The sequence below is a fragment of the Membranihabitans marinus genome, from assembly GCF_019802045.1.
GTDB lineage: Bacteria > Bacteroidota > Bacteroidia > Chitinophagales > Saprospiraceae > Membranihabitans > Membranihabitans marinus_A.
Window position 1 is genome coordinate 216,016 of the sequence record NZ_JAHVHU010000008.1, and the last position, 19,535, is coordinate 235,550.

Annotated in this window: 15 protein-coding genes; 4 read left to right on the plus strand and 11 right to left on the minus strand. The window is 43.2% G+C overall.

All coding sequences use genetic code 11. The annotated features are described in order from the left end of the window. Positions 1 to 112: 112 nt before the first annotated feature. Positions 113 to 1,648 (plus strand): hypothetical protein, encoded by a 1,536-nt coding sequence (locus tag KUV50_RS09675; protein WP_222579934.1) that lies wholly within the window; start codon positions 113 to 115, stop codon positions 1,646 to 1,648. A 105-nt stretch (positions 1,649 to 1,753) separates the two neighbouring features. On the opposite strand, the gene gdhA is transcribed toward KUV50_RS09675, so the two are convergent. Continuing rightward, complete coding sequence (gdhA, locus tag KUV50_RS09680) at positions 1,754 to 3,085, minus strand: NADP-specific glutamate dehydrogenase (RefSeq protein WP_222579935.1); 1,332 nt, start codon at positions 3,083 to 3,085, stop codon at positions 1,754 to 1,756. 146 nt (positions 3,086 to 3,231) lie between these two features. After that, on the minus strand, positions 3,232 to 4,794 hold the full coding sequence (locus KUV50_RS09685) for a sulfatase (protein ID WP_410000042.1): 1,563 nt from the start codon (positions 4,792 to 4,794) through the stop codon (positions 3,232 to 3,234). 155 nt (positions 4,795 to 4,949) lie between these two features. Here KUV50_RS09685 and KUV50_RS09690 point away from each other — a divergent pair, with 155 nt between their 5' ends. Together KUV50_RS09690 and KUV50_RS09695 are read left to right on the plus strand one after the other, a co-directional pair. Further along, positions 4,950 to 5,837 (plus strand): DUF1080 domain-containing protein, encoded by an 888-nt coding sequence (locus tag KUV50_RS09690; RefSeq protein WP_222579937.1) that lies wholly within the window; start codon positions 4,950 to 4,952, stop codon positions 5,835 to 5,837. A gap of 33 nt (positions 5,838 to 5,870) precedes the next feature. Next, positions 5,871 to 7,004, plus strand: a complete 1,134-nt coding sequence (locus tag KUV50_RS09695; protein ID WP_222579938.1) for an AI-2E family transporter — start codon at positions 5,871 to 5,873, stop codon at positions 7,002 to 7,004. Positions 7,005 to 7,223: 219 nt separating this feature from the next. Here KUV50_RS09695 and KUV50_RS09700 read toward each other — a convergent pair whose 3' ends face one another. Genes KUV50_RS09700 through KUV50_RS09710 form a run of 3 tightly spaced genes read right to left on the minus strand, consistent with a single transcriptional unit; the run spans position 7,224 to position 9,818 of the window. Next, entirely contained in the window at positions 7,224 to 7,970 is a 747-nt protein-coding gene (locus KUV50_RS09700) for a YggS family pyridoxal phosphate-dependent enzyme (protein WP_222579939.1), read from the minus strand. 41 nt (positions 7,971 to 8,011) lie between these two features. Next, a complete protein-coding gene (locus KUV50_RS09705; protein ID WP_222579940.1) occupies positions 8,012 to 9,412 on the minus strand; it encodes a hypothetical protein in 1,401 nt (466 codons plus the stop codon). 1 nt (position 9,413) lies between these two features. Continuing rightward, on the minus strand, positions 9,414 to 9,818 hold the full coding sequence (locus KUV50_RS09710; RefSeq protein WP_222579941.1) for a hypothetical protein: 405 nt from the start codon (positions 9,816 to 9,818) through the stop codon (positions 9,414 to 9,416). A gap of 116 nt (positions 9,819 to 9,934) precedes the next feature. Between KUV50_RS09710 and KUV50_RS09715 the strand changes: the two genes are divergently transcribed. After that, positions 9,935 to 11,386, plus strand: a complete 1,452-nt coding sequence (locus tag KUV50_RS09715) for a S41 family peptidase (protein ID WP_222579942.1) — start codon at positions 9,935 to 9,937, stop codon at positions 11,384 to 11,386. Between the two features lie 129 nt (positions 11,387 to 11,515). Here KUV50_RS09715 and KUV50_RS09720 read toward each other — a convergent pair whose 3' ends face one another. The 6 genes from KUV50_RS09720 to KUV50_RS09745 all read right to left on the minus strand — a co-directional run bounded on the left by KUV50_RS09720 (position 11,516) and on the right by KUV50_RS09745 (position 19,460). Continuing rightward, entirely contained in the window at positions 11,516 to 11,929 is a 414-nt protein-coding gene (locus tag KUV50_RS09720; protein ID WP_222579943.1) for an NUDIX domain-containing protein, read from the minus strand. 42 nt (positions 11,930 to 11,971) lie between these two features. Further along, on the minus strand, positions 11,972 to 13,129 hold the full coding sequence (locus tag KUV50_RS09725) for a hypothetical protein (RefSeq protein ID WP_222579944.1): 1,158 nt from the start codon (positions 13,127 to 13,129) through the stop codon (positions 11,972 to 11,974). Between the two features lie 181 nt (positions 13,130 to 13,310). Then, the gene (locus tag KUV50_RS09730; RefSeq protein WP_222579945.1) at positions 13,311 to 15,905 is read right to left on the minus strand and encodes a TonB-dependent receptor; all 2,595 of its coding nucleotides are present in this window, start codon (positions 15,903 to 15,905) and stop codon (positions 13,311 to 13,313) included. A 179-nt stretch (positions 15,906 to 16,084) separates the two neighbouring features. After that, complete coding sequence (gene prmC, locus KUV50_RS09735) at positions 16,085 to 16,897, minus strand: peptide chain release factor N(5)-glutamine methyltransferase (RefSeq protein WP_222579946.1); 813 nt, start codon at positions 16,895 to 16,897, stop codon at positions 16,085 to 16,087. Positions 16,898 to 17,101: 204 nt separating this feature from the next. Further along, the gene (gene nspC / locus KUV50_RS09740) at positions 17,102 to 18,241 is read right to left on the minus strand and encodes a carboxynorspermidine decarboxylase (protein ID WP_222579947.1); all 1,140 of its coding nucleotides are present in this window, start codon (positions 18,239 to 18,241) and stop codon (positions 17,102 to 17,104) included. Positions 18,242 to 18,263: 22 nt separating this feature from the next. Then, entirely contained in the window at positions 18,264 to 19,460 is a 1,197-nt protein-coding gene (locus KUV50_RS09745; RefSeq protein WP_222579948.1) for a saccharopine dehydrogenase family protein, read from the minus strand. Between the last annotated feature and the right edge of the window lie 75 nt (positions 19,461 to 19,535).

The following is a 19,535-nucleotide window of genomic DNA, read 5'->3' on the forward strand; positions in this document are numbered from 1 at the left end:
TATATATATAGTAGTAGTGGATATATTATTAAAAGAGCGGATTTGTTCAAAACATATAAATCCAATTTCACTGTTAGAGCGTATGTATAGCAAATAACTAAAAATACAAACTATGTTAAAGTCAAGAATTTTATTCCTTACGCTAATCGCTTTATTGGGCCTGACCATTTTTTCCTGTGACAAGGACGATGATGATATGGATCCCGAGCCTGAAGAAACAGCCATGCTTACTGTGGATGATCAAGTCATATCTCAGAATACGATCGTCATTCCTTCAATGGATGTACCCCGCGAGGGCTGGGTGGTCATCCACCGGGATAATGGAAGCGGAGGCCCGGTTGTACCGGAGATTATTTCAGAACCAGTCTCGCTTTCTTCCGGCGTCAATGAAGATGTGGAAGTGCCGATCAAAAGCTCAGAAGCACTCACAGACGGAGAAACGGTCTGGGTTATGCTGCATGAAGATACCGGTGAACGCGGCAAGTATGAATTTGATGGTGGAGATATCGACAAGCCGTTTTTTACTGATAACGGATCAGCTGTTGTATCACCTATCCAAGTGAGTTCACCTTCCATTGCAGTATCTGAGCAACCGGTTTATGACAACAAGGTCATTATTGAGTCTGTCACTGCAGCCCAGGATGGTTGGATTGTCATTCACAATGATGATGGCAGTGGTAACATTACCTTGCCGGGAATTATTGGAAAAGCTCCGGTTTCGAAAGGAGTGAATGAGAACATCGAAATAGAGTTGGATTCCAACAATATTTATGCGGTTGATCAGAAACTATTCCCTATGCTTCACCTGGATAACGGAAAGATTGGTGAATATGAATTTGATGGTTCCGAAAACTCCTTTGATGGACCGGAGGTATTTGGCAATGAAGATTTCCCTGCCAATGTGATATTTACCAGTTTTGCAGTAACCCAACCCATAGGTAGTCTTGAAGTTGATGATCAGGTGATCTCGCAAAACAGTGTACTGGTCTCCTCGGTCGAACTTCCTGCTGATGGTTGGGTGGTTATACACCGGGATAATGGAAACGGAGGACCAACTGTTCCAGCGATTATTTCTGAACCAGTTTATCTCGAGTCTGGTACCACCGAAAATGTTTCCGTACCTGTATTAGATTCTGAATCGTTGACAGATGGTGAAACGTTATGGATTATGTTGCATGTGGATAATGGTACGACAAAGACCTATGAATTTGACGGTCAAAATGGTTTAGACGGACCGTATTTTACGGAGTCCGGAGATATAGCAATCACACCCATCGAGATCTCCACCCCGGCCATAGAAGTCAGTGATCAAAAGATCGTTGACAATAAAGTCACGATTGGAAAAGTGACAGCTGCAGCTGATGGTTGGTTGGTCATTCACAACGATGATGGAACAGGGAATATCGTATTGCCTGACATTATCGGAAAAGTTCAAGTATCTAAAGGTGTAACCGAAGATGTTGAGATAAGCCTTGATGAATCTGTGTCTTTCACGGTAGGCCAAAAACTATTTCCAATGCTTCATATCGATACCGGCGAAATCGGTGAATATGAATTTGATGGAAACAATGGTTTAGATGGACCGGAAATATTTGGGAATGCAGATTTTCCAGGCAACGTTATCTTCACGAGTTTTACAGTCGAATAACTGATATAAGCTAGTTTTATAAAAAAACCCGGTTGGAAATAGTTTCAACCGGGTTTTTTTTTGGACCAGTCACTCCTTTTCATGCAGAGCGGTAAATGATCTGTGTCAGACCACACCCAATGCAATCATAGCTTCCGCCACTTTTACGAATCCGGCAATGTTGGCTCCTTTTTCGTAGCTTATATGTCCATCTTCGGTCCGCCCGTAATGAAGGCATTTCTTATGAATTTGGTGCATGACATTTCGCAATTTATGGTCGACTTTTTCACGACTCCACGAAAAACGAAGGGAGTTTTGAGACATTTCAAGACCCGATACTGTAACTCCACCAGCGTTCGCTGCTTTCCCGGGGCCATAAAGAATATTTGATTCCTCGATCAGATGAATCGCCTTTGAGGTACACGGCATGTTGGCACCTTCGGCAATGCATATCGCTCCATTGTCGATAAGTTGACGGGCATCCTCCTGATTTAGCTCATTTTGAGTGGCACATGGTAAGGCGATGTCGCATGGTATTTTCCATGGTTTTTCGTTCTCTAAGTATTCACATTTGTATTTTGAGGCATATTCATGGATCCGCTGATGGTTGTTTTTGAGCTTCATAATGTAAGCCAGCTTTTCGTCATCAATTCCCGCTTCATCATAAATGGTTCCGTCAGAATCGGACATTGAAACCACTGTAGCTCCTAACTCAATGCTTTTTTGAAGAGCGTACTGAGCTACATTTCCAGACCCGGAAATCGTCACTTTCTTTCCTTGCATCGAATCACCTTTGTTCTGCAGAATTTCTTCTGTGAAGTATACCAAACCGTAGCCGGTGGCTTCCGGACGAATAAGACTTCCTCCAAATTCACTTCCTTTTCCCGTTAACACCCCCGTGAACGAGCCCTTAATCCGTTTATATTGTCCGAACAAGTACCCGATTTCCCGGGCTCCCACACCGATATCACCCGCGGGTACATCAAGATTGGATCCGATATGACGAAATAACTCGGTCATGAAGCTTTGACAAAAACGCATAACTTCACCGTCGGAACGATTCCGGGTATTGAAATCAGAGCCTCCTTTTCCTGACCCCATCGGTAATCCGGTCAAACTATTTTTAAAAGTTTGTTCAAAAGCCAAAAACTTTAATATGCTGAGATTGACAGAGGGGTGAAAACGCAGTCCCCCTTTATAGGGGCCGATTGCGCTGTTCATTTGAACCCGAAAACCACGGTTGACTTCTATTTCACCTCTATCGTTGACCCATGGAACTCTGAAAATAACTACCCGTTCGGGTTCAACAATCCGCTCCAAAATTTTTTCTTTTTGGTATCTGGGATTGTCTCGTATAAAGGGGAGTACAGATTCTGTAACGTCGCTGACTGCTTGTAAAAATTCAGGTTCGTTGGCGTCACGTTGGGCAACATAAGATATAAATTGATCAATTTCCATAGGTTGTTTTTCTTTTGAATGAATGCTGAAATACACCTCAATTTCAACAGGCCCCGAAGATAAATAAAAATAGCTGAAAAATATTCTTCTTAAACGGGTCCATTTTTTTAGGCGTCTGTTAAGACTACCAATGATCAAACGAATAATCACTGACTGCCCCACCAATCTTCGTTGGGTTGGTAATCTTCTGAAAGCCTGTTTTTACGAAGATTTTCGAGGTTTTTCAGGCGTTTTGTACGAACGATGGATTCCCATTTTTTGCGTTTGCTCTCATCATAGGTGGGATCGCTTTCGGGAAATTGGGCGCCAACCTCCTGAAGATAGCTCATCAGCTTTGTTTTCATGCTTTTGGCCCGATCTGGATATACTTCGGCAACATTTTTATTTTCTGAAATGTTTTCCGAGAGATGATAAAGTTCGGGGCGGGCATCTTCATAATACCATATGAGCTTCCACTCACCCTCTCGGATAATGGATGCGGGTTCACCGCCTTGATTGCCATAATGCGGATAATGCCAGATTAGTGGGCGGTCCTGCATTTCTTTTCCCTGCCATAGAGCGGTCAGTGAACGACCATCCATCGTTAGGTCATCAGGCCGGGAAGTTTTCGTCAGGTCGAGGATCGTAGGATATAAATCAGCCCCGGATACAGGTGTATGAATTTTTGAAGGCTTTTTCGTTGAAGCGATACCCGGATGATAGATGATTAGGGGAACACGAATGCCACCTTCCCATTGATATCCTTTTCCACCACGCAATGGGGCTAAATTGGTCGAATAATTATCGCCCGATACGACCCCGCCATTATCTGAAGTAAAGATGATGATCGTATTGTCCATCAAACCAGTTTCTTCCAATGTGTGTATGACTTTACCTACGGCATCGTCCATCGATTCGACCAATCCACCATAGACCGGATTGTCCTGATGAAGTCGATAGGGTAGGACACGCTCCATGCGATACCCGGATTCATCGATTCCGGCATCTAAAGCTTTCTTGCGATACTTAGCCCATTTACTGCGAGTGGTCTGAATCGGTCCGTGAACGGCATAAAAAGAGAGAAAGGCAAAAAATGTTGTATCGCGATTCTCCCTAATAAATCGTGCCGTTTCATCAGCCAGTCGCATCGAAAGATTCTTTCCATCGGGTCCGTCTTCCAATTTCGGGTTTTTATAGGGCGAAAAATATCCGCCCCTTGGACTGCCACTTTGATAACCACCAATATTTATGTCGAAACCGTGGTCTTCGGGTGCGGAACCCTCACCGCCCAAATGCCATTTTCCTGCAAAAAAGGTGTGGTAATTATTTGCTTTTAAAGCCTCGGGCAAGACCACTTTCTTGTGCTCAAGCTGACGGATGTAGTTAGCTGGTAACAGCTTATCGTGTCTGCCAAGACGTCTCCAGTCCGCACCTGCCGGTGCACCGATCCAGTCGGTAATTCCCGTGCGGGCTGAGAATTGTCCGGTCATAATCGTGGCTCTGGAAGGACTGCACACCCGCGATCCGGCGTAGGCTTGAGTGAAAATGGTGCCGCGTTCTGCTAAATTATCAATGTGCGGTGTTTCATAAAATGAACTCCCCATAAAACCAAGGTCATTGTATCCCAGATCATCTACGAGAATAAATACGACATTGTACTTATCCGATGAGGTATTCTTTCCATGATCAGTACATGCGAATACAATTAGAAGCAAAAAAATACAACCGATTTTATCCATGTTTTTGTTGTAAGTTAAAAATTTAAGTCCGTTTACGAAGGGTTATGTGCTTTCCTATGAAAAAATTAATTCCTATCTTTCACCTCCACACCCGACCAATCCATTCGTGTAAGGGCGTGGTGATCAAAAACTAAAATATCATTCAAATGCATTTATATCGGATAATTTACTTGTTTATGAGTGGTGCTCTGATGGTGTTGTCAGGGTGTCAAGTCAGTACGGCAGAAGATCAGGACAAGGATGAACCTTTTTCTATTGAATGGGTCGATCTTTTCAATGGGACGGATTTGGATAATTGGATCCCCAAAATATCAAAACATGAGTGGGGAGAAAATTATAACAATACGTTTCAAGTAACGGATGGGTATTTGACGGTTAATTATGATGAGTATGATAATTTTGATGACCAATATGGCCATATCTTTTATGATGAACCTTTTTCTGCTTATTATCTGGCTGTCGAATACCGATTTGTCGGTGAACAGGTGTCTGGTGGACCAGGTTGGGCATGGCGGAATAATGGTGCTATGCTGCACGGGCAGGATCCCCGAACCATGTTGAAAGATCAGGATTTTCCCATTAGCATTGAAGGGCAGCTGCTGGGAGGACCAGAAGAAGGAGATCGCACGACATCCAATCTTTGTACACCGGGTACAAACGTTGTCATGGACGGGGAACTTTTTACACCCCATTGTGTGAATTCTAATTCTAAGACCTACCGTGGTGATCAGTGGGTTCGGGCTACTTTTTTGGTCTTGAGAGATTCTTTGATACAGCATTATCTGGAAGGTGAAGTGGTATTGGAGTATACAAAACCTCAGATTGGAGGGGGAAATGCATCCCCGGTGGACCCCTCGATCAAACAGGATGGAAAACTACTGACAGAAGGTTATATTTCTTTCCAAAGTGAAAGCCATCCCACTCAATTTCGAAAGATTGCACTGGTGGACCTGAACCCTATCTACGACGATAAGGAGAAGCTCGATGAGGTGATAAAAGAATTGATTTCTTCGGAGAAGAATAGTGGTGGTTAATGAATTCTTTAATAGGACCATAATTTATTTTTATTGGAAGCGAAATCTGGTACAGGAAAAATTGCTTATTCTTTGATCACTCTGGTGATTATTGTGTGGATCATGTATCTCACACAAAGCATCCTGGTTCCTTTTTTATTTGCAATATTACTGTCCATGGCGCTTTATCCGGTGGCTCGGATATTCGAACGATGGGGAATGCCGCGCGTGCTAACTTCCATCTTATGCGTCCTGATCGCGATCGTAGTTCTCGGAGGAGTCGTTTGGTTTGTGATCAATCAGGTGATTCAAATAGGTCGCGGCGATTACAATCTCGGTGAGAAATTCAATCAGATTGTTACTGTAATTATACAGTTTATGACGGAACAATTCGGATTGGAAACCACCGACTTGTGGAACCAACTCAGAGAGTCATCGATGCAGGTGATATCCAATATTACTTCCTATCTTACAGTTTTTTTCGGATCAGCAGGAAATACCATTGCAAATGCGGTCCTCATTCCATTGTATATGTTTTTTTTATTGTATTACCGGATCTTTTTTGTGGAGTTTTTCTTTAGGGCTTTTCAGAAAACACCGGAGGTAAAAATAAAAGCTACCCTGGAGCGAATTTACTCCGTGATCCACAGTTATTTATTTGGACTGCTCACGGTCATGGTGATCGTGGCGCTGCTAAATTCGGGCGGATTGTTAGTACTTGGAATTGAGAATGCCTGGTTCTTTGGGACGTTAGCTGCATTGTTGCTTTTGATACCTTACATTGGGATTGCAATCGGATCACTTCTGCCGGCACTTTTTGCCTTGGCAACAAAAGATAGCGCGTATTATGCGCTTGGTGTTCTGGTCTGGTTTCAAATCGTTCAGTTTTTTGAAGGAAATTTTATAACGCCAAATATTGTAGGAGGAAAAGTAAATATCAGTCCTCTGATCGCTATCATAGCCCTTCTTTTGGGGGGGAAACTGTTTGGCCTAGCCGGGTTGATTCTTGCCATGCCGATGGTGGCGGTTACCAAAGTCCTATTGGACGCGAGTGATGAATGGAAAGCTTTCGGTTTTTTGCTGGGAGAACCTTCCGACAAACATTTGGACAAGGGAGCCCGGAAGCGGTTACTTAAAAAAATAGGTATCTATTCCTTTCCATTGAAAAAAGGGAAAGATGGTGGTTAACGCAGAGTTTTAGTTTTTAGACCATTTGTCCGAGGACTTCCTAATCGATTGTCACGCGAATTCAATGCGTGTTGACTTCACCGTGACAAGCCACATCAGGACATAAGATAATTAGGGTTTCGACAGGACCTGTTTCTCTCTTCAAGCAAGTCATATTAAGGTCTCCACCTCAAAAGAATACACACCATTCATTTACGATTGTCCATTCATCATTAATCTTCATTCTTTCCAGTAATAGCTATCCGGGGTGTCACGATCCCCAAAAATGGCGGTTCCCACGCGAACCATGGTAGCACCCTCGGCAATGGCAGTTTCCAGATGCGAGCTCATGCCCATGGACAATGTATTGACGTGGATCCCCGGGATATCGAGAAACACAATTTCCTCGTATAAATTTTTTAACAACCGGAAACATGATTGAGCTTTTTCCTGAGAGGCACCAAACACTCCTAAGGTCATAAGTCCTCTGATGCAGAGATGTTCTAATTTTGAAACTTGCAGAACCAAACCTATAACGTGTGCAGGAATTATACCATACGGACTGTCCCGTCTTGACGTATTTACCTGAATCAGAACATCAATTTTTTTATCGAGCTTTTCCAATCTCCGATTTATTTCCCTTGCAGATTCCATGTTATCTACTGATTGGATGCAGTCAGCATATGCCAGAACGGTATCCAGGTCACTTTCTCTAAGATTGCCTATGAAATGGATTTCAGGATGGTGCGCTTTTATTTCTTCCTTCACTTGTATCAGACCGTCGATAGTATTTACGCCCAGGAGATGTTCTCCATCCTCCATGGCAACCACTATTTTTTCAGTCGGGACGGTTTTTGTTACGAGCATGAGCCGAACTTCTTCGGGATTTCGTCCGTTTTGATTACACGCATTTTTGATCCGTAGTCGGATATCGGCAATGTTTTTCCGGATTATGTTTTGAGTGTTTTCAGAAGTTCGCTGTTTCATGGTGTGGTCTTTCTGTGGACCATTAATATAAAAAGAAATGATCAATCTTTATCAAATATCACAAAGAACCATCCAGTATCATCCGGTGGTTTGATGCGGATCCCTTCGGACAAAGAAAGGCTTTCTTCCTTCTTCCAGCTGCTACCCCGTGTTGAAATCCATGCACCGGTCAAAGAGCTGCCGACATTCGTCAGATCCAGCCCTACTTCTCCGGAAGACGGGAAGTAAATGACATAAGACTGACCTGCGTCAGCGGCCAGATATGCTTCTCCCGGCTGCAGATCAGATAAGAGATCCAGGCGTGGATTAAGATCCCAAAATTTGACTTTTTTCTCAATCTCCCGGATAGTGAGAATGGCAGCAGTACTTCTTTCACTGAGTCCCAGACCAGTCGGGGGGCGGTGGAAACGGCTGGAGGCATATCCTCCAAGAATATTCTTAAAAAAGGTCTGTACGGCATGATCAGCATCTTTACCTTGTTCTACATAAGTTGGATTCCAGCGACTGCCATATATCTTGACACTGTTGACTGGCCGGGAGAATGAACCTAGATTATTAATTACGGTCTGGGGATTTACCCAATTGGCATGTCCGGTGGTTTGACTGTTTTGGGACAGGTCAATAAAATCATATATTTCAGGATGATTGATGGTTTCTTTGTGAAGACCGGCTGTGACATTCCAGGCATCCCACATCTCCGTGATGTAAATCTTTTTATCACCCGCTTTTTGATGGAGATAGTGAGCCCAGTAGCGACCCCACTCGGGTGCTCCTTTGGTTTCATTGTCTATGCAATAGAGAATATTATTGTAATTGAGTGAAATAGATAGTAGTTTATCGACGAAGGACCGCTGATAAGAGAGCAGCACCTGATTGTTTTCAAGTGCAGGGACCGTGTAGAAAAAAGGCTGTTCGTTCGCTCCGGGATGGTTGGGATAGGAAGATTCCAGACGAGTTTCATCATAGGTATAGTTCACATTGTTTCCGGGATTCCAGGGATCTGTCAACCATTCCTTCCGGGAATGATCAAAACGGTCCCATAATTCGATCTGAACAATAATACCCAGGGATTGGGCAGTTTGCAGCAGATCTTCAAACTGGTCCCAATAAATTGAATTCCATTTTCTGAGGTCATATTTGCCATCATTTTGTTTCTCAAATGCCCTCAGGTCGCCATTATCACGATCGCTCATGGTACACCGTATATAATTTCCACCTACTGTACTTAGGCTGTCCAGATGGGAATGGAAGTGCTGCGTCTGAAAGATGTTATCATTATCTGTGCCGCCGATGAGCAGAACAGGAATGTTCTCGTACTGCCAATATGCTTTATTTTCCGTATAAGGTTGGATGGCCATGACATTCCATGTTGTGCTTTGTGTATAGATAGGATGGACCAGGCCCAAAATAAAAAATATGGTTGAACAGAATGTCTTCATCATCTTATGGCAATTGTGTTTTTTGTCTTTCTACGTTTTTCAGGAGAATTGATTTTTGGCTTTTTTCTACCTTATAGTATAATTTATTGGGTTCTTCAGTCATTTTTTGGTAATGATCATCCGCTAGTTTTCCACCAATTTGGATATAACCGCTTACCTTGACTCTGTTACCTGGTAATTCTTCAGTGCTAACCGGGACACGCAGGTTCTGAAAAACCAAATCAGTAAATACGACGTTAGTATCTACATCAGACACAATGACTTCAATGGTTGTAATTCGGCTGGACTCATTGAAGACGGCCGGTTGGTAGCTGGCTTCTTCGACCGTAAGGTATTGCTGGGTCGAGCAACCAGATAGGAGAGCCATTAAGAAGATTGCAAAAGGCAATAAGTCCTGAGAAATTTGCATTGTTTTATTAATTTTTGTCTGATCGATTTACAAACTAAACACGTCAAAAACGCATGAGTTTTATCAAACATCTTAAATATAACAAAATTTTAATTTTATTCGCACTCTTCTTAATTTTGACAGGGTGCTCACGCGAACCTATTCTGGAGCCGGAGGAAGAATTGACTGAGTTGCCCGAGGATAAAGAGACCCAGATCAAAGACTTTGTCTGGAATGCCATGAATTCCTGGTACCTCTACCAGGAGGATCAACCCTTACTCAATGATGCAAGAAATGATCATATTCCTGATTATGCAGCACTCCTAAACGCCTATTCGTCCCCCGAGGCTTTTTTTGACGGCTTGCTTTACAAACCCAACGTCAAGGATAAATTTTCTTTTATCGTTGATGATTATACTGCGCTTCAAAACGAGCTTCAGGGTATCTCTGAGGATTTTGGATTTGATTATCAATTAGTACGTTTCTCCTCATCCAATAATGACTTGATTGGGTATGTGCGGTATGTATTACCGGGTACGCCGGCATATGAAGCAGGTATTCGCAGGGGAGATTTGTTCGGTAAGGTTAATGGTACCCAACTAACGATTTCAAATTATCAAGAACTTCTATTCAATAAGAAAGCGTATGATCTGGGGCTGGTAAAATTAAATGATGGAAACTTTGTTCAGGGGAACACCGTGCCCATGACAGCAGCCATAGTCCACGAAAATCCGGTATTTAAATCAGAAATATTGATTTCTAATTCAGGGGTAACTGTAGGGTACTTGGTGCTCAACGGATTTAATCATCTGTATCACAGTGAGCTCAATCAAGCCTTTACCAAGTTCAGAAACAATAATGTGGGAGAATTAGTACTTGATTTACGTTACAATCCAGGTGGTTCGGTGATTACGGCAGCTACCCTGGCGAGTATGATCTTTTCGGATGATCCTGGGAAAAGATTTATTACTTTTGACTATAATTCCAAACATGAAGAGCTGGATAACCCGCTGAACTTCTTGAACAAGGTTTATAAATTCAATGAAGATTTTGAGGTGACCGGGACAGAACCATTAACCAGCTTAGGATTAAAACGATTGTTTGTCCTCACCTCCTCAGCTACAGCATCTGCCAGTGAAGCCATCATCAACGGTCTGAATCCATACATGGATGTTGTGGTCATTGGAGAGACAACCGTGGGTAAGAATGTCGGCTCTCGTACATTATATGATACGCCGGACAGTGACTATGCGGCCAAACCACAAGGAAACCAATTGCATACTTATGCTCTGCAACCCCTGACGACCAAAATCGTCAACTCAGCGGGTTTTGGAGAATATGAAAATGGATTTGAACCTGATATAGAACTGTCTGAGTTGGATTATATCGTTGACCTTAAACCATTGGGTAGTCTCGATGAACCGTTGCTCCACGCCGCGTTGGAGTATTTGAGTCCGACCCGATCATCCCGACAGATTACGAAAAATTTTGATGGTTCATCCATGAAGCTAGTAGCTGAACGTAAATCGGAGAATCCTTTTTACCGATCACTGACCGTGGATGGTGTGTATAAGATCAATCCCAATTAAACCGCAAGTGGCCTGTAAAAGTCAACCGGCACCAAACAGGGATATGTAATAATCCCAGTATTGGAATATGAACAATTAATACACAGAGTATTATGTATCAAAATAAACAGGCACGGTGACCAACGCGGGTTAGTGCCCATAGGTATCACACACCAGGCGAAAGACTTCACTGTCTTGTGGGAAAGTTAATGTCGTCGCATTCTTATGATTCAGATCTACCCAAAAGAATTTGTGTTCTGCCAACGAATCATTTACATCTTCGTCACTGGATATGATGTAATACAAACTAACCAGCTGGTCTTTTGGATCAAATGCGGACTGGATGAACTTATCAGTGGCATGAAATATGCTATTAATTTTAATAGGACACCCAGCTTCCTCATTCCATTCACGCACGAGCGCTTCTTGCACGCCTTCGCCGTATTCCACACCGCCTCCGGGAAACTTTACCAATGTTTTTCCCAGGTATTGTTCTTCACTCAGCAGGAGCTTGCCTTTTCGGACAAGGATACCGTAAACTCGTAGATTAAATCGTTCAATCATCTTCTTATAAGCAGTATGAATTGTCTAAAAAAGCGGCCTGTTTCATTGGCGCAATAAAGCATTGACTGGTTTTTGACTGTCCGGCATTTTGTCCTGTTCCAAAGGGAACACATCACCGCCGGTAGAAAAAGTATGTATCGCTGCATCGTTGACGAGTGAATTTTTTCTGGTCCAAGGCATTTCTTTGACGACTACTTCATTATTTGACTGATCATAATAACCCAGTATGTCTTTATTTTTTGCAATAAACAAGGTGTCTATACGACCTTGTCGTCCGGCTAGAACAATCTCTTCAATATCGGTCGTTGTTTTTCCTACACCATGTATCTGTTTAAAAGTTTCGATCTTACCATCCCTGTTCTCGAAAAACAAAGGTTTGATTAGGTCCCAGGCTTTGTTGTGTATTTCATCTAACTGGACACCAGCCGGATGCTTTGCAATTAAATTATTCAAAAGATTTCCGTACTCATTGGCTTCTTGATAGATCGGGAAAAGGTATTCCTGAGAAAAAATTATGAGGGGTTTGTTTTCAGATCTTAAAAATGAAATTACACTTTCATTGATTTCTCGGAAAAAACGGAGAATTTCCTTTTTTCGAATTTCTTTACCCCCCCCATGACCGTGATACATCGCTTCTCCTGAGCCGCCTTGCTGGCTTCTAAACTGGAGACCAGCTGAGCGGTCCTCATCGCTGACCACATCGGTGAGTTCTCTTGGAAGACCAGGAAGTGTATCGGTGATGTCCTCTATATCGGTATTGGAACCATGATACAAGGTAATATTTTTCAAATCCAGTGCCAGTACATAGAATTCCCATTTCGGTTCCAGGTGGGCGATGAGTGGAGTTAAAAGAAAATGGTCTGACACCCATTGAATTTTCGACACGTTTGTTTTTAGATGAACGGTTTTAAAAAAATCTTCACCTGCAAAAACAGCCAGGCCATCCAACTGATTGTTCCAAAATATGGGATCCTCTATAAGTTTATAAAAAGGCTCCAAAAGGGATTCAATCTTTCGGGGAGACATCCCTGATTCTTCAAGTCGGTCCTTAACTTCAGCCACCGAGTTCTTAAAAACAATAATGTCCTTTCCGCTTTTTACTTCTTCACCGTATTGATGGGTGGGGAGGTAGATGGAAATACAATGTTTACCCGTGAATTTACTGAGGTCTTCGATCAGATTTTTTGTCAATTTTACCATGTTCGTACGTGTGGTTTAAAATCAAAAAATAGGTAATAGCCATATAAGATACATGTATATAACAAAACTGCCCTGAATAAGATTACTCAGGGCAGTGATATTTTAAGAATGATGGCTCATCACAAGTTTTTTGACCACCGTCAAATCATTGCAAATCGCAGTCCGAAATCCTTTCGAAACATCAGAAAGAATATTTGAGCGTAATATTCGCCGTTCTGGTTTTTCCGAACATAACATCGTTTTCTTTGTTGATGCCTTTCCAGTTTTCTGATTCACTGTTGCTGGCCGGAATAGAAGATCGGGCATTTGATATGTACAGTTCATCGAGAAGATTGTAGACGTTTCCGATAATCCGGAATACATGACCATTGCTCAGTGGAATGGTATAACTCATATTTAAATCCATAATTCCATAGGCTGGTAACTCGATGCCTCCGTTGCGCGCATAAAGATTAGCAAAGTATAAATAATTTGCTTCCGCAGCCAGCTTGTTGGTGATTTTCCAGTGCGCACCGACACCAAAGGAGGTTTGTGGAGCGCCTCCTACTTTGACATCATCACCGCTTACGGTATAATCATCTACTTTCTGACGGGCGCCATCTCCATCGTAAAGTTCTACATCGCGATCTCCGATAACTTCCCAGTTTCCGAGCGACGCAAACCCTTTAAGTCGGAATTGGTCTGAGACATGGTAACCCAAGTCCAATTCAACACCGGTGTGCAACTGATCCTGGAATAGAAGCTCGTAGGGATCCATTCCGATCGCCGTATATACATTATTGTTCGTCAATCGAACAGTACCATCTGGTTTTACTTCCAGGCTATTGAAGTCCACGCGATTGTTCCAGGCTGTTCGATAAACATTAACATTGGCGTAAAAATCAGAAGAGGTAAATTTATACCCCAACTCTACGCCAAAAATTTCCTCGTTGTTCGTGTTCTCATTGACCTGATTGGAATTGCCCACAAAGACGACATCGTGAAAAGGCTGTCGGGAATAGATACCCGTATTAGCGAAGAACAGATGATTATCACTGATGGAATAACTCATGCCGAGCTTGGCATTGTACCCGTCGTTGACTACTTTTTCTGAGTCTTGATTGCCTTTGGTTTCATAAAAAAGTTCGTGACGGACGTGATCCTGGCTTGATATGGCTCCTTGAAGGTAGGCAGAGAAATTGTTTTTGGCGAATTCCAGCTGACCAAACATTCCGGCGTAGCGGATTGTCTCTGCATTATTATAAGCGATGCGTTTTCCTTCCGGAGCATAGTTGGAAATGGAGGCCCAGGGTGTTGCTTTGAATTCTTCACGAATCGTATATCCGTTAGGAAATGCAGGTATCCCCCTTTGAGTGAAACCACTTCGTCCAAAAAGTTCGTTGACCTGTCGGAAATGATCGCCGTAATATCTTCTAAGATCAGATCCTACACTAAGATGCAGCGTATTGGTGAGTTGGTTTTCGTACTTCAATACAGCACCAAACCAGTTGTGGTTATTCACTGACGAACGCCGGATGTAGTTGGTCGAGGTGTCCACAGCTGTTGCATCAAAATTGATTAAACCGGACTCTGTTCTTATTTTAGAGCCACCGAGTCCACCGGTTCCGCCGCCACGTCCCAAGGATCCATATAATACGGTGGAAAAGGACGATCGAGCATTAATATCCCAATCCCAGTTAAGATTGGCTATCGGTTTGTGGTAATAGTTTCTTCGTTCCGTGAAGTATTTACCATCATAGATTCCCCAGTTGCTGTTATAGCGCGGATCCAACTCACCTTCTGCATTATAGTAACTATTTATGGTGTTGGTGAATTTTTGGTCGTGCCACTGAGGGGCACCAGTAATAAGTAGATTGATGGCGTGATTTTTTGCGGGTTTATATCCACCTGAGATGAAGTATGTTTGCCCTTGCCCTTTGGCACCATAGCCCCAACCGTCACCGGACCAATTGGAAAAGAGCACGGTTAGACCCCATTTGTCATCGATTAACCCCGTACTGTAGGAGGCTCCGACTTTGTTGTAATTATCATTGCCAATCGTCGTTGATACATTTCCGCCTTTCGCGATATCGGTTGCTTTCATGATAAAGTTCCATGTTCCTCCTACAGAGGATATGGCCAGTTTAGAAGCACCCAGACCACGCTGGATCTGTATGGCACTGGCAACATCTGTCAATCCGGACCAATTCGACCAATACATTTTCCCATCTTCCATGCCATTAATTGGTTGACCATTAAGCAGAAATGCCGTATTTGTTTGATCAAATCCGCGGGTCCATACCTCTGAATCGCCATAACCTCCTGCCTGATTGGCTACATAGATGGATGGTGTTGCTTTGGCGATTTCAGGAAGCTCTACGTTTCCGACGGCTTTTGCCTGAATGTCTGCTGACGTTATCGTCGATACGGCGACGGGGGTCCGACGATCTTGAACAATGTCCATAACTCCAGTAATGACTACTTCTTCCAGGCCAAATGCACTGGAGCTTAATGAAATAGTTCCTAGATCTGCATTAGAACTTTCGTTGATCGTTATGGATTTTGCCTCGTATCCCACATAAGATATAGTCAGGATAGCTGGAGTCTTTTGGATCGCCAGTGAAAAATCACCTTCAAAATCCGTGACAGTACCACTCGAAGTTCCTTTTTCGGAAATTGTAGCGCCAATCAAAGATTCATCGGTGTTCGCATCAATCACCTTTCCGGAGATTGTCTGGGAATATCCCAATGAACAAAAACTACTGAATAAAATGAATAAAAGTAAAACCTGTTTCATGCCTTGTGAATTTAAGTAAGTAAATCTGGCCGCAAAAATGAATAATATTCATGAACCCGGCCATCTTTTTACTTTAAAATTTTACCCGTTTTGAAAGAAATGTTGAAACCATGACCCTAAATCAAGGTTTATGCGGACCTATATGTCAGCTTTTTATATATTTTAATCTATGAATGTATTTATTCCCGGATGATGTGAACGATTCGATTCTTTCCCTGCATGTCCTGGAAAACCCGCGGCGCTCTGAATACCTTAACATCCTCAAACAATCGGACAATTTCCGGCCCATTGTGTTCATGGATCTCCAGATATATTTCGGATCCTGATTTTAACTTATCGCCGAATGATGCTATCGCCTTGTAAAATTCGAGACCCTGATCATCAGTTGTGAAAAGCGCTCGATGCGGTTCGTATTTCAATACATTACCTCCCAAGTACTGTTTTTCATGAGGTGAAATGTAGGGCGGATTGCTAATTAGAAGATCAACATTATGAAGCAAACGGACATCCAGGGTAAGTATATCCTGTATTTCCCATTGAATAGATACATTATGTAGAGCACTGTTCGTGTGGGCTATTTCTAGCGTTGGTTCGTAGAGGTCAATTCCCATTACCTGCCATGCCGGCCTGTGTTTCTTTAGCGTAATAGGAATACAACCGGTCCCGGTCCCCAGGTCGACCACCTGCAGGGAGGCCTGATCATTGGGGTGATCTTCCAAAACTTGGTATACCAGTTCTTCGGTTTCAGGACGCGGAATCAAAGTGTCCTCGTTGACCAAATACTTGTCACCATAGAAATAGCTATACCCTGTGAGGTATTGGATGGGGTAGTGGTTGGCCAATTTCGCCAGATCGTCTGCAAACTTTTTTTCGGGTCGTCCGGCTTCCTGGTACCAACGCCACATACTCCGGGCTTCTCTTTCCCCATAAAGTGGCTCCAAAGTACTCAACCATTGATGGTATTTGTTTTCGTTGTTTTTTTTTATTTTCATTGAAGGTTGCAAGTAACAAATTTTTGGTAGACTTCTTATGCGGGCACTGCTTCAACCACTCGAACAATTTTTCAAAGCAATGCCATGAAAGATTTTGATGAATATGTAAATCATGTCAAAGCATCGATGAAGAATACATGGCGATTGCTTCATAATTCATCCTCAATAATTCACCATGAACCATTCACAATCAATAATTAATAATCACCCCATTCTATTTTTGTAATCTTCGTAATCAAATCGTCGAAGGACTTTATATTGATCGGCTCGGTCAATCATTCCTATATCAGGATGTTGCACCCCGTTGAACATGGTTGTCTTGACCAGTGTATAGTGGATCATATCCTCCAGGATCAGGTGGTCACCGGCTTGCATTTTGTTTTTGAAGGAGTATGGGCCCAGTTGGTCACCGGCCAGACAGCTGGCTCCACCTAGATAATAAACGTGCTCGCCATTTGTTCCAAACTGAGCATGACGCACGGCGGGATTGTAAGGCATTTCAAGGCAGTCCGGGGTGTGCGCGGTAAAAGAAATGTCAAGCATAAGGAATTTTCGATCTGGTGTGTCGATCACATCTTTGACGGTGGTTTTCAAAAAGCCGGTTTGCCAGGCAACAGCCGATCCGGGTTCCATAATCACCTTGAGATGTGGGTAGCGTTCCTTAAATTTTTTGAGTACAGAAATCAAGTGGGGAATGTCATAAGATGCTTCAGTGATCAGATGCCCTCCTCCAAAATTAACCCATTCCAGGTCCGGTAGAAACTGTTGATATCGGGTTTCAAAAGATTCCAGTACCCGTTCAAAAGTGAATGAATTATTCTCACACAGCGCATGAAAATGAAGTCCTGTAATACCGGACGGAAGCTGGGTTAACGTATGAATGCCCAAGCGCGACCCCGGGCCAGCCGGATCATAGAGCGCTACATCGATTTCGCTGTATCCCGGATTGACCCTTAGACCAAAATGCAAAGACGAATTTAGGTTTTTGAGGGAGGGATAATGACGTTTGTATTCACTCAAACTATTGAAGGTGATAGACTGGGCGGTGGCAGCTAAGAGTTCGTATTCTTCTGATCGATAGGACGGTGCATAGACATGGGCTCTGTCTCCCATGTGGTCTTTAATTAATCGTGCCTCATTCAGTGAACTGGCCGTGGCGCCATTGAGATATTGACGGATCAGCGGGAAGACCGGCCACAACGCGACTGCTTTCAGTGCCAGGATGATTTCTATGCCTGCTTCATCCCGGACCTCACGGAGCATCTCCAGGTTTTTGATTAACTTTTTTTCCTCGAGTACATATGCCGGAGCATTTATGTGGGGGTAGTTTTCATTAATGGTCATATCTGTGGGTTGGTGGTGTGGGTTACAGTTCGAGATCTATATCCTGTTCTACTTCCCACGGGAGCCCATTTTTATTGAGCTCTTCCATGAATGGATCCGGATCAAATTCTTCCACATTGAATACCCCGGACTTCATCCACTGGCCGGTCATCATCATCTTAGCACCGATCATGGCTGGTACGCCGGTCGTATAAGAAACACCTTGCGTTCCTGTTTCTTCATAGGCCACTTCGTGATTCGTATTGTTATAAATATACAAGGTTCGTTCTTGACCATCTTTTACACCCCGGATGCGACATCCGATAGAGGTCCACCCTTTATAATTGGTGCCCAATGTTTTTGGGTCGGGAAGAACGGCTTTGAGAAACTGGATGGGAACGATCTGTTTTCCTTCATAGTTGATTGGTTCGATATCTGCCATACCGATGTTCTGTATCACACGCAAATGAGTCAGGTATTCATCTGAAAAGGTCATCCAGAAACGCGCTCGTTTGATGGTCGGAAAGTTTTTGACCAGCGATTCAAGTTCTTCGTGATAGATCAGGTAAGAATTTTTGGGGCCAATTCCGGGATAGGTCAATTCTTTCATGAACTGATGTGGTTCGGTTTCTACCCATTGTCCGTTTTCCCAGTATTTTCCTTTTTGGGTGACTTCCCGGATGTTGATCTCGGGATTGAAGTTGGTAGCAAACGGATGGCCATGATCCCCGGCATTGCAATCCACAATGTCCAGGTATTGGATTTCATCAAAATAATGCTTGGCAGCATAAGCCGTAAAGATCGAGGTCACACCCGGATCAAATCCGCAGCCCAATAACCCCATGATTCCGGATTCTTTGTATTTGTCGTGATAGGCCCATTGCCACTTATACTCGAATTTGGCTTCATCTTCCGGTTCATAGTTGGCGGTGTCGAGATAATGCACACCCGCTTCCAGACAAGCATCCATGATGGCCAGATCCTGGTAGGGGAGGGCTACATGAATGACGAGGTCTGCCCCAAATTCTTTGATAAGCTGGACCACCGCCGGGGTGTCCATAGCATCAATAGAGGCCGTGGTGATGCGATCATCACCGATGGCTTCTTTGATTTCGTCGCATTTGGATTTGGTCCGGCTGGCCAGAAGTATCCGGCCAAAGGTCTCCTTTTGTTCCGCACATTTGTACGCAACGACCCGACCGACACCGCCGGCACCTATAATTATGATGTCTTTTTTCATAAGGCTGTTCTGTTTTATAGCTGAATGACAAAAATACTAAATCGCATTGATAAATTGCAACTGATTGGTTATAGT

What these genes read in the sequence shown, in the direction of transcription:
- KUV50_RS09745 (WP_222579948.1), bottom strand. Translation starts at nt 19,460, where the DNA reads ATGAAAAAAGACATCATAATTATAGGTGCCGGCGGTGTCGGTCGGGTC.
- prmC (WP_222579946.1), bottom strand. Translation starts at nt 16,897, where the DNA reads ATGAAAATAAAAAAAAACAACGAAAACAAATACCATCAATGGTTGAGT.
- KUV50_RS09700 (WP_222579939.1), bottom strand. Translation starts at nt 7,970, where the DNA reads ATGAAACAGCGAACTTCTGAAAACACTCAAAACATAATCCGGAAAAAC.
- KUV50_RS09730 (WP_222579945.1), bottom strand. Translation starts at nt 15,905, where the DNA reads ATGAAACAGGTTTTACTTTTATTCATTTTATTCAGTAGTTTTTGTTCA.
- KUV50_RS09705 (WP_222579940.1), bottom strand. Translation starts at nt 9,412, where the DNA reads ATGATGAAGACATTCTGTTCAACCATATTTTTTATTTTGGGCCTGGTC.
- nspC (WP_222579947.1), bottom strand. Translation starts at nt 18,241, where the DNA reads ATGACCATTAATGAAAACTACCCCCACATAAATGCTCCGGCATATGTA.
- KUV50_RS09675 (WP_222579934.1), top strand. Translation starts at nt 113, where the DNA reads ATGTTAAAGTCAAGAATTTTATTCCTTACGCTAATCGCTTTATTGGGC.
- KUV50_RS09725 (WP_222579944.1), bottom strand. Translation starts at nt 13,129, where the DNA reads ATGGTAAAATTGACAAAAAATCTGATCGAAGACCTCAGTAAATTCACG.
- KUV50_RS09720 (WP_222579943.1), bottom strand. Translation starts at nt 11,929, where the DNA reads ATGATTGAACGATTTAATCTACGAGTTTACGGTATCCTTGTCCGAAAA.
- KUV50_RS09710 (WP_222579941.1), bottom strand. Translation starts at nt 9,818, where the DNA reads ATGCAAATTTCTCAGGACTTATTGCCTTTTGCAATCTTCTTAATGGCT.
- gdhA (WP_222579935.1), bottom strand. Translation starts at nt 3,085, where the DNA reads ATGGAAATTGATCAATTTATATCTTATGTTGCCCAACGTGACGCCAAC.
- KUV50_RS09690 (WP_222579937.1), top strand. Translation starts at nt 4,950, where the DNA reads ATGCATTTATATCGGATAATTTACTTGTTTATGAGTGGTGCTCTGATG.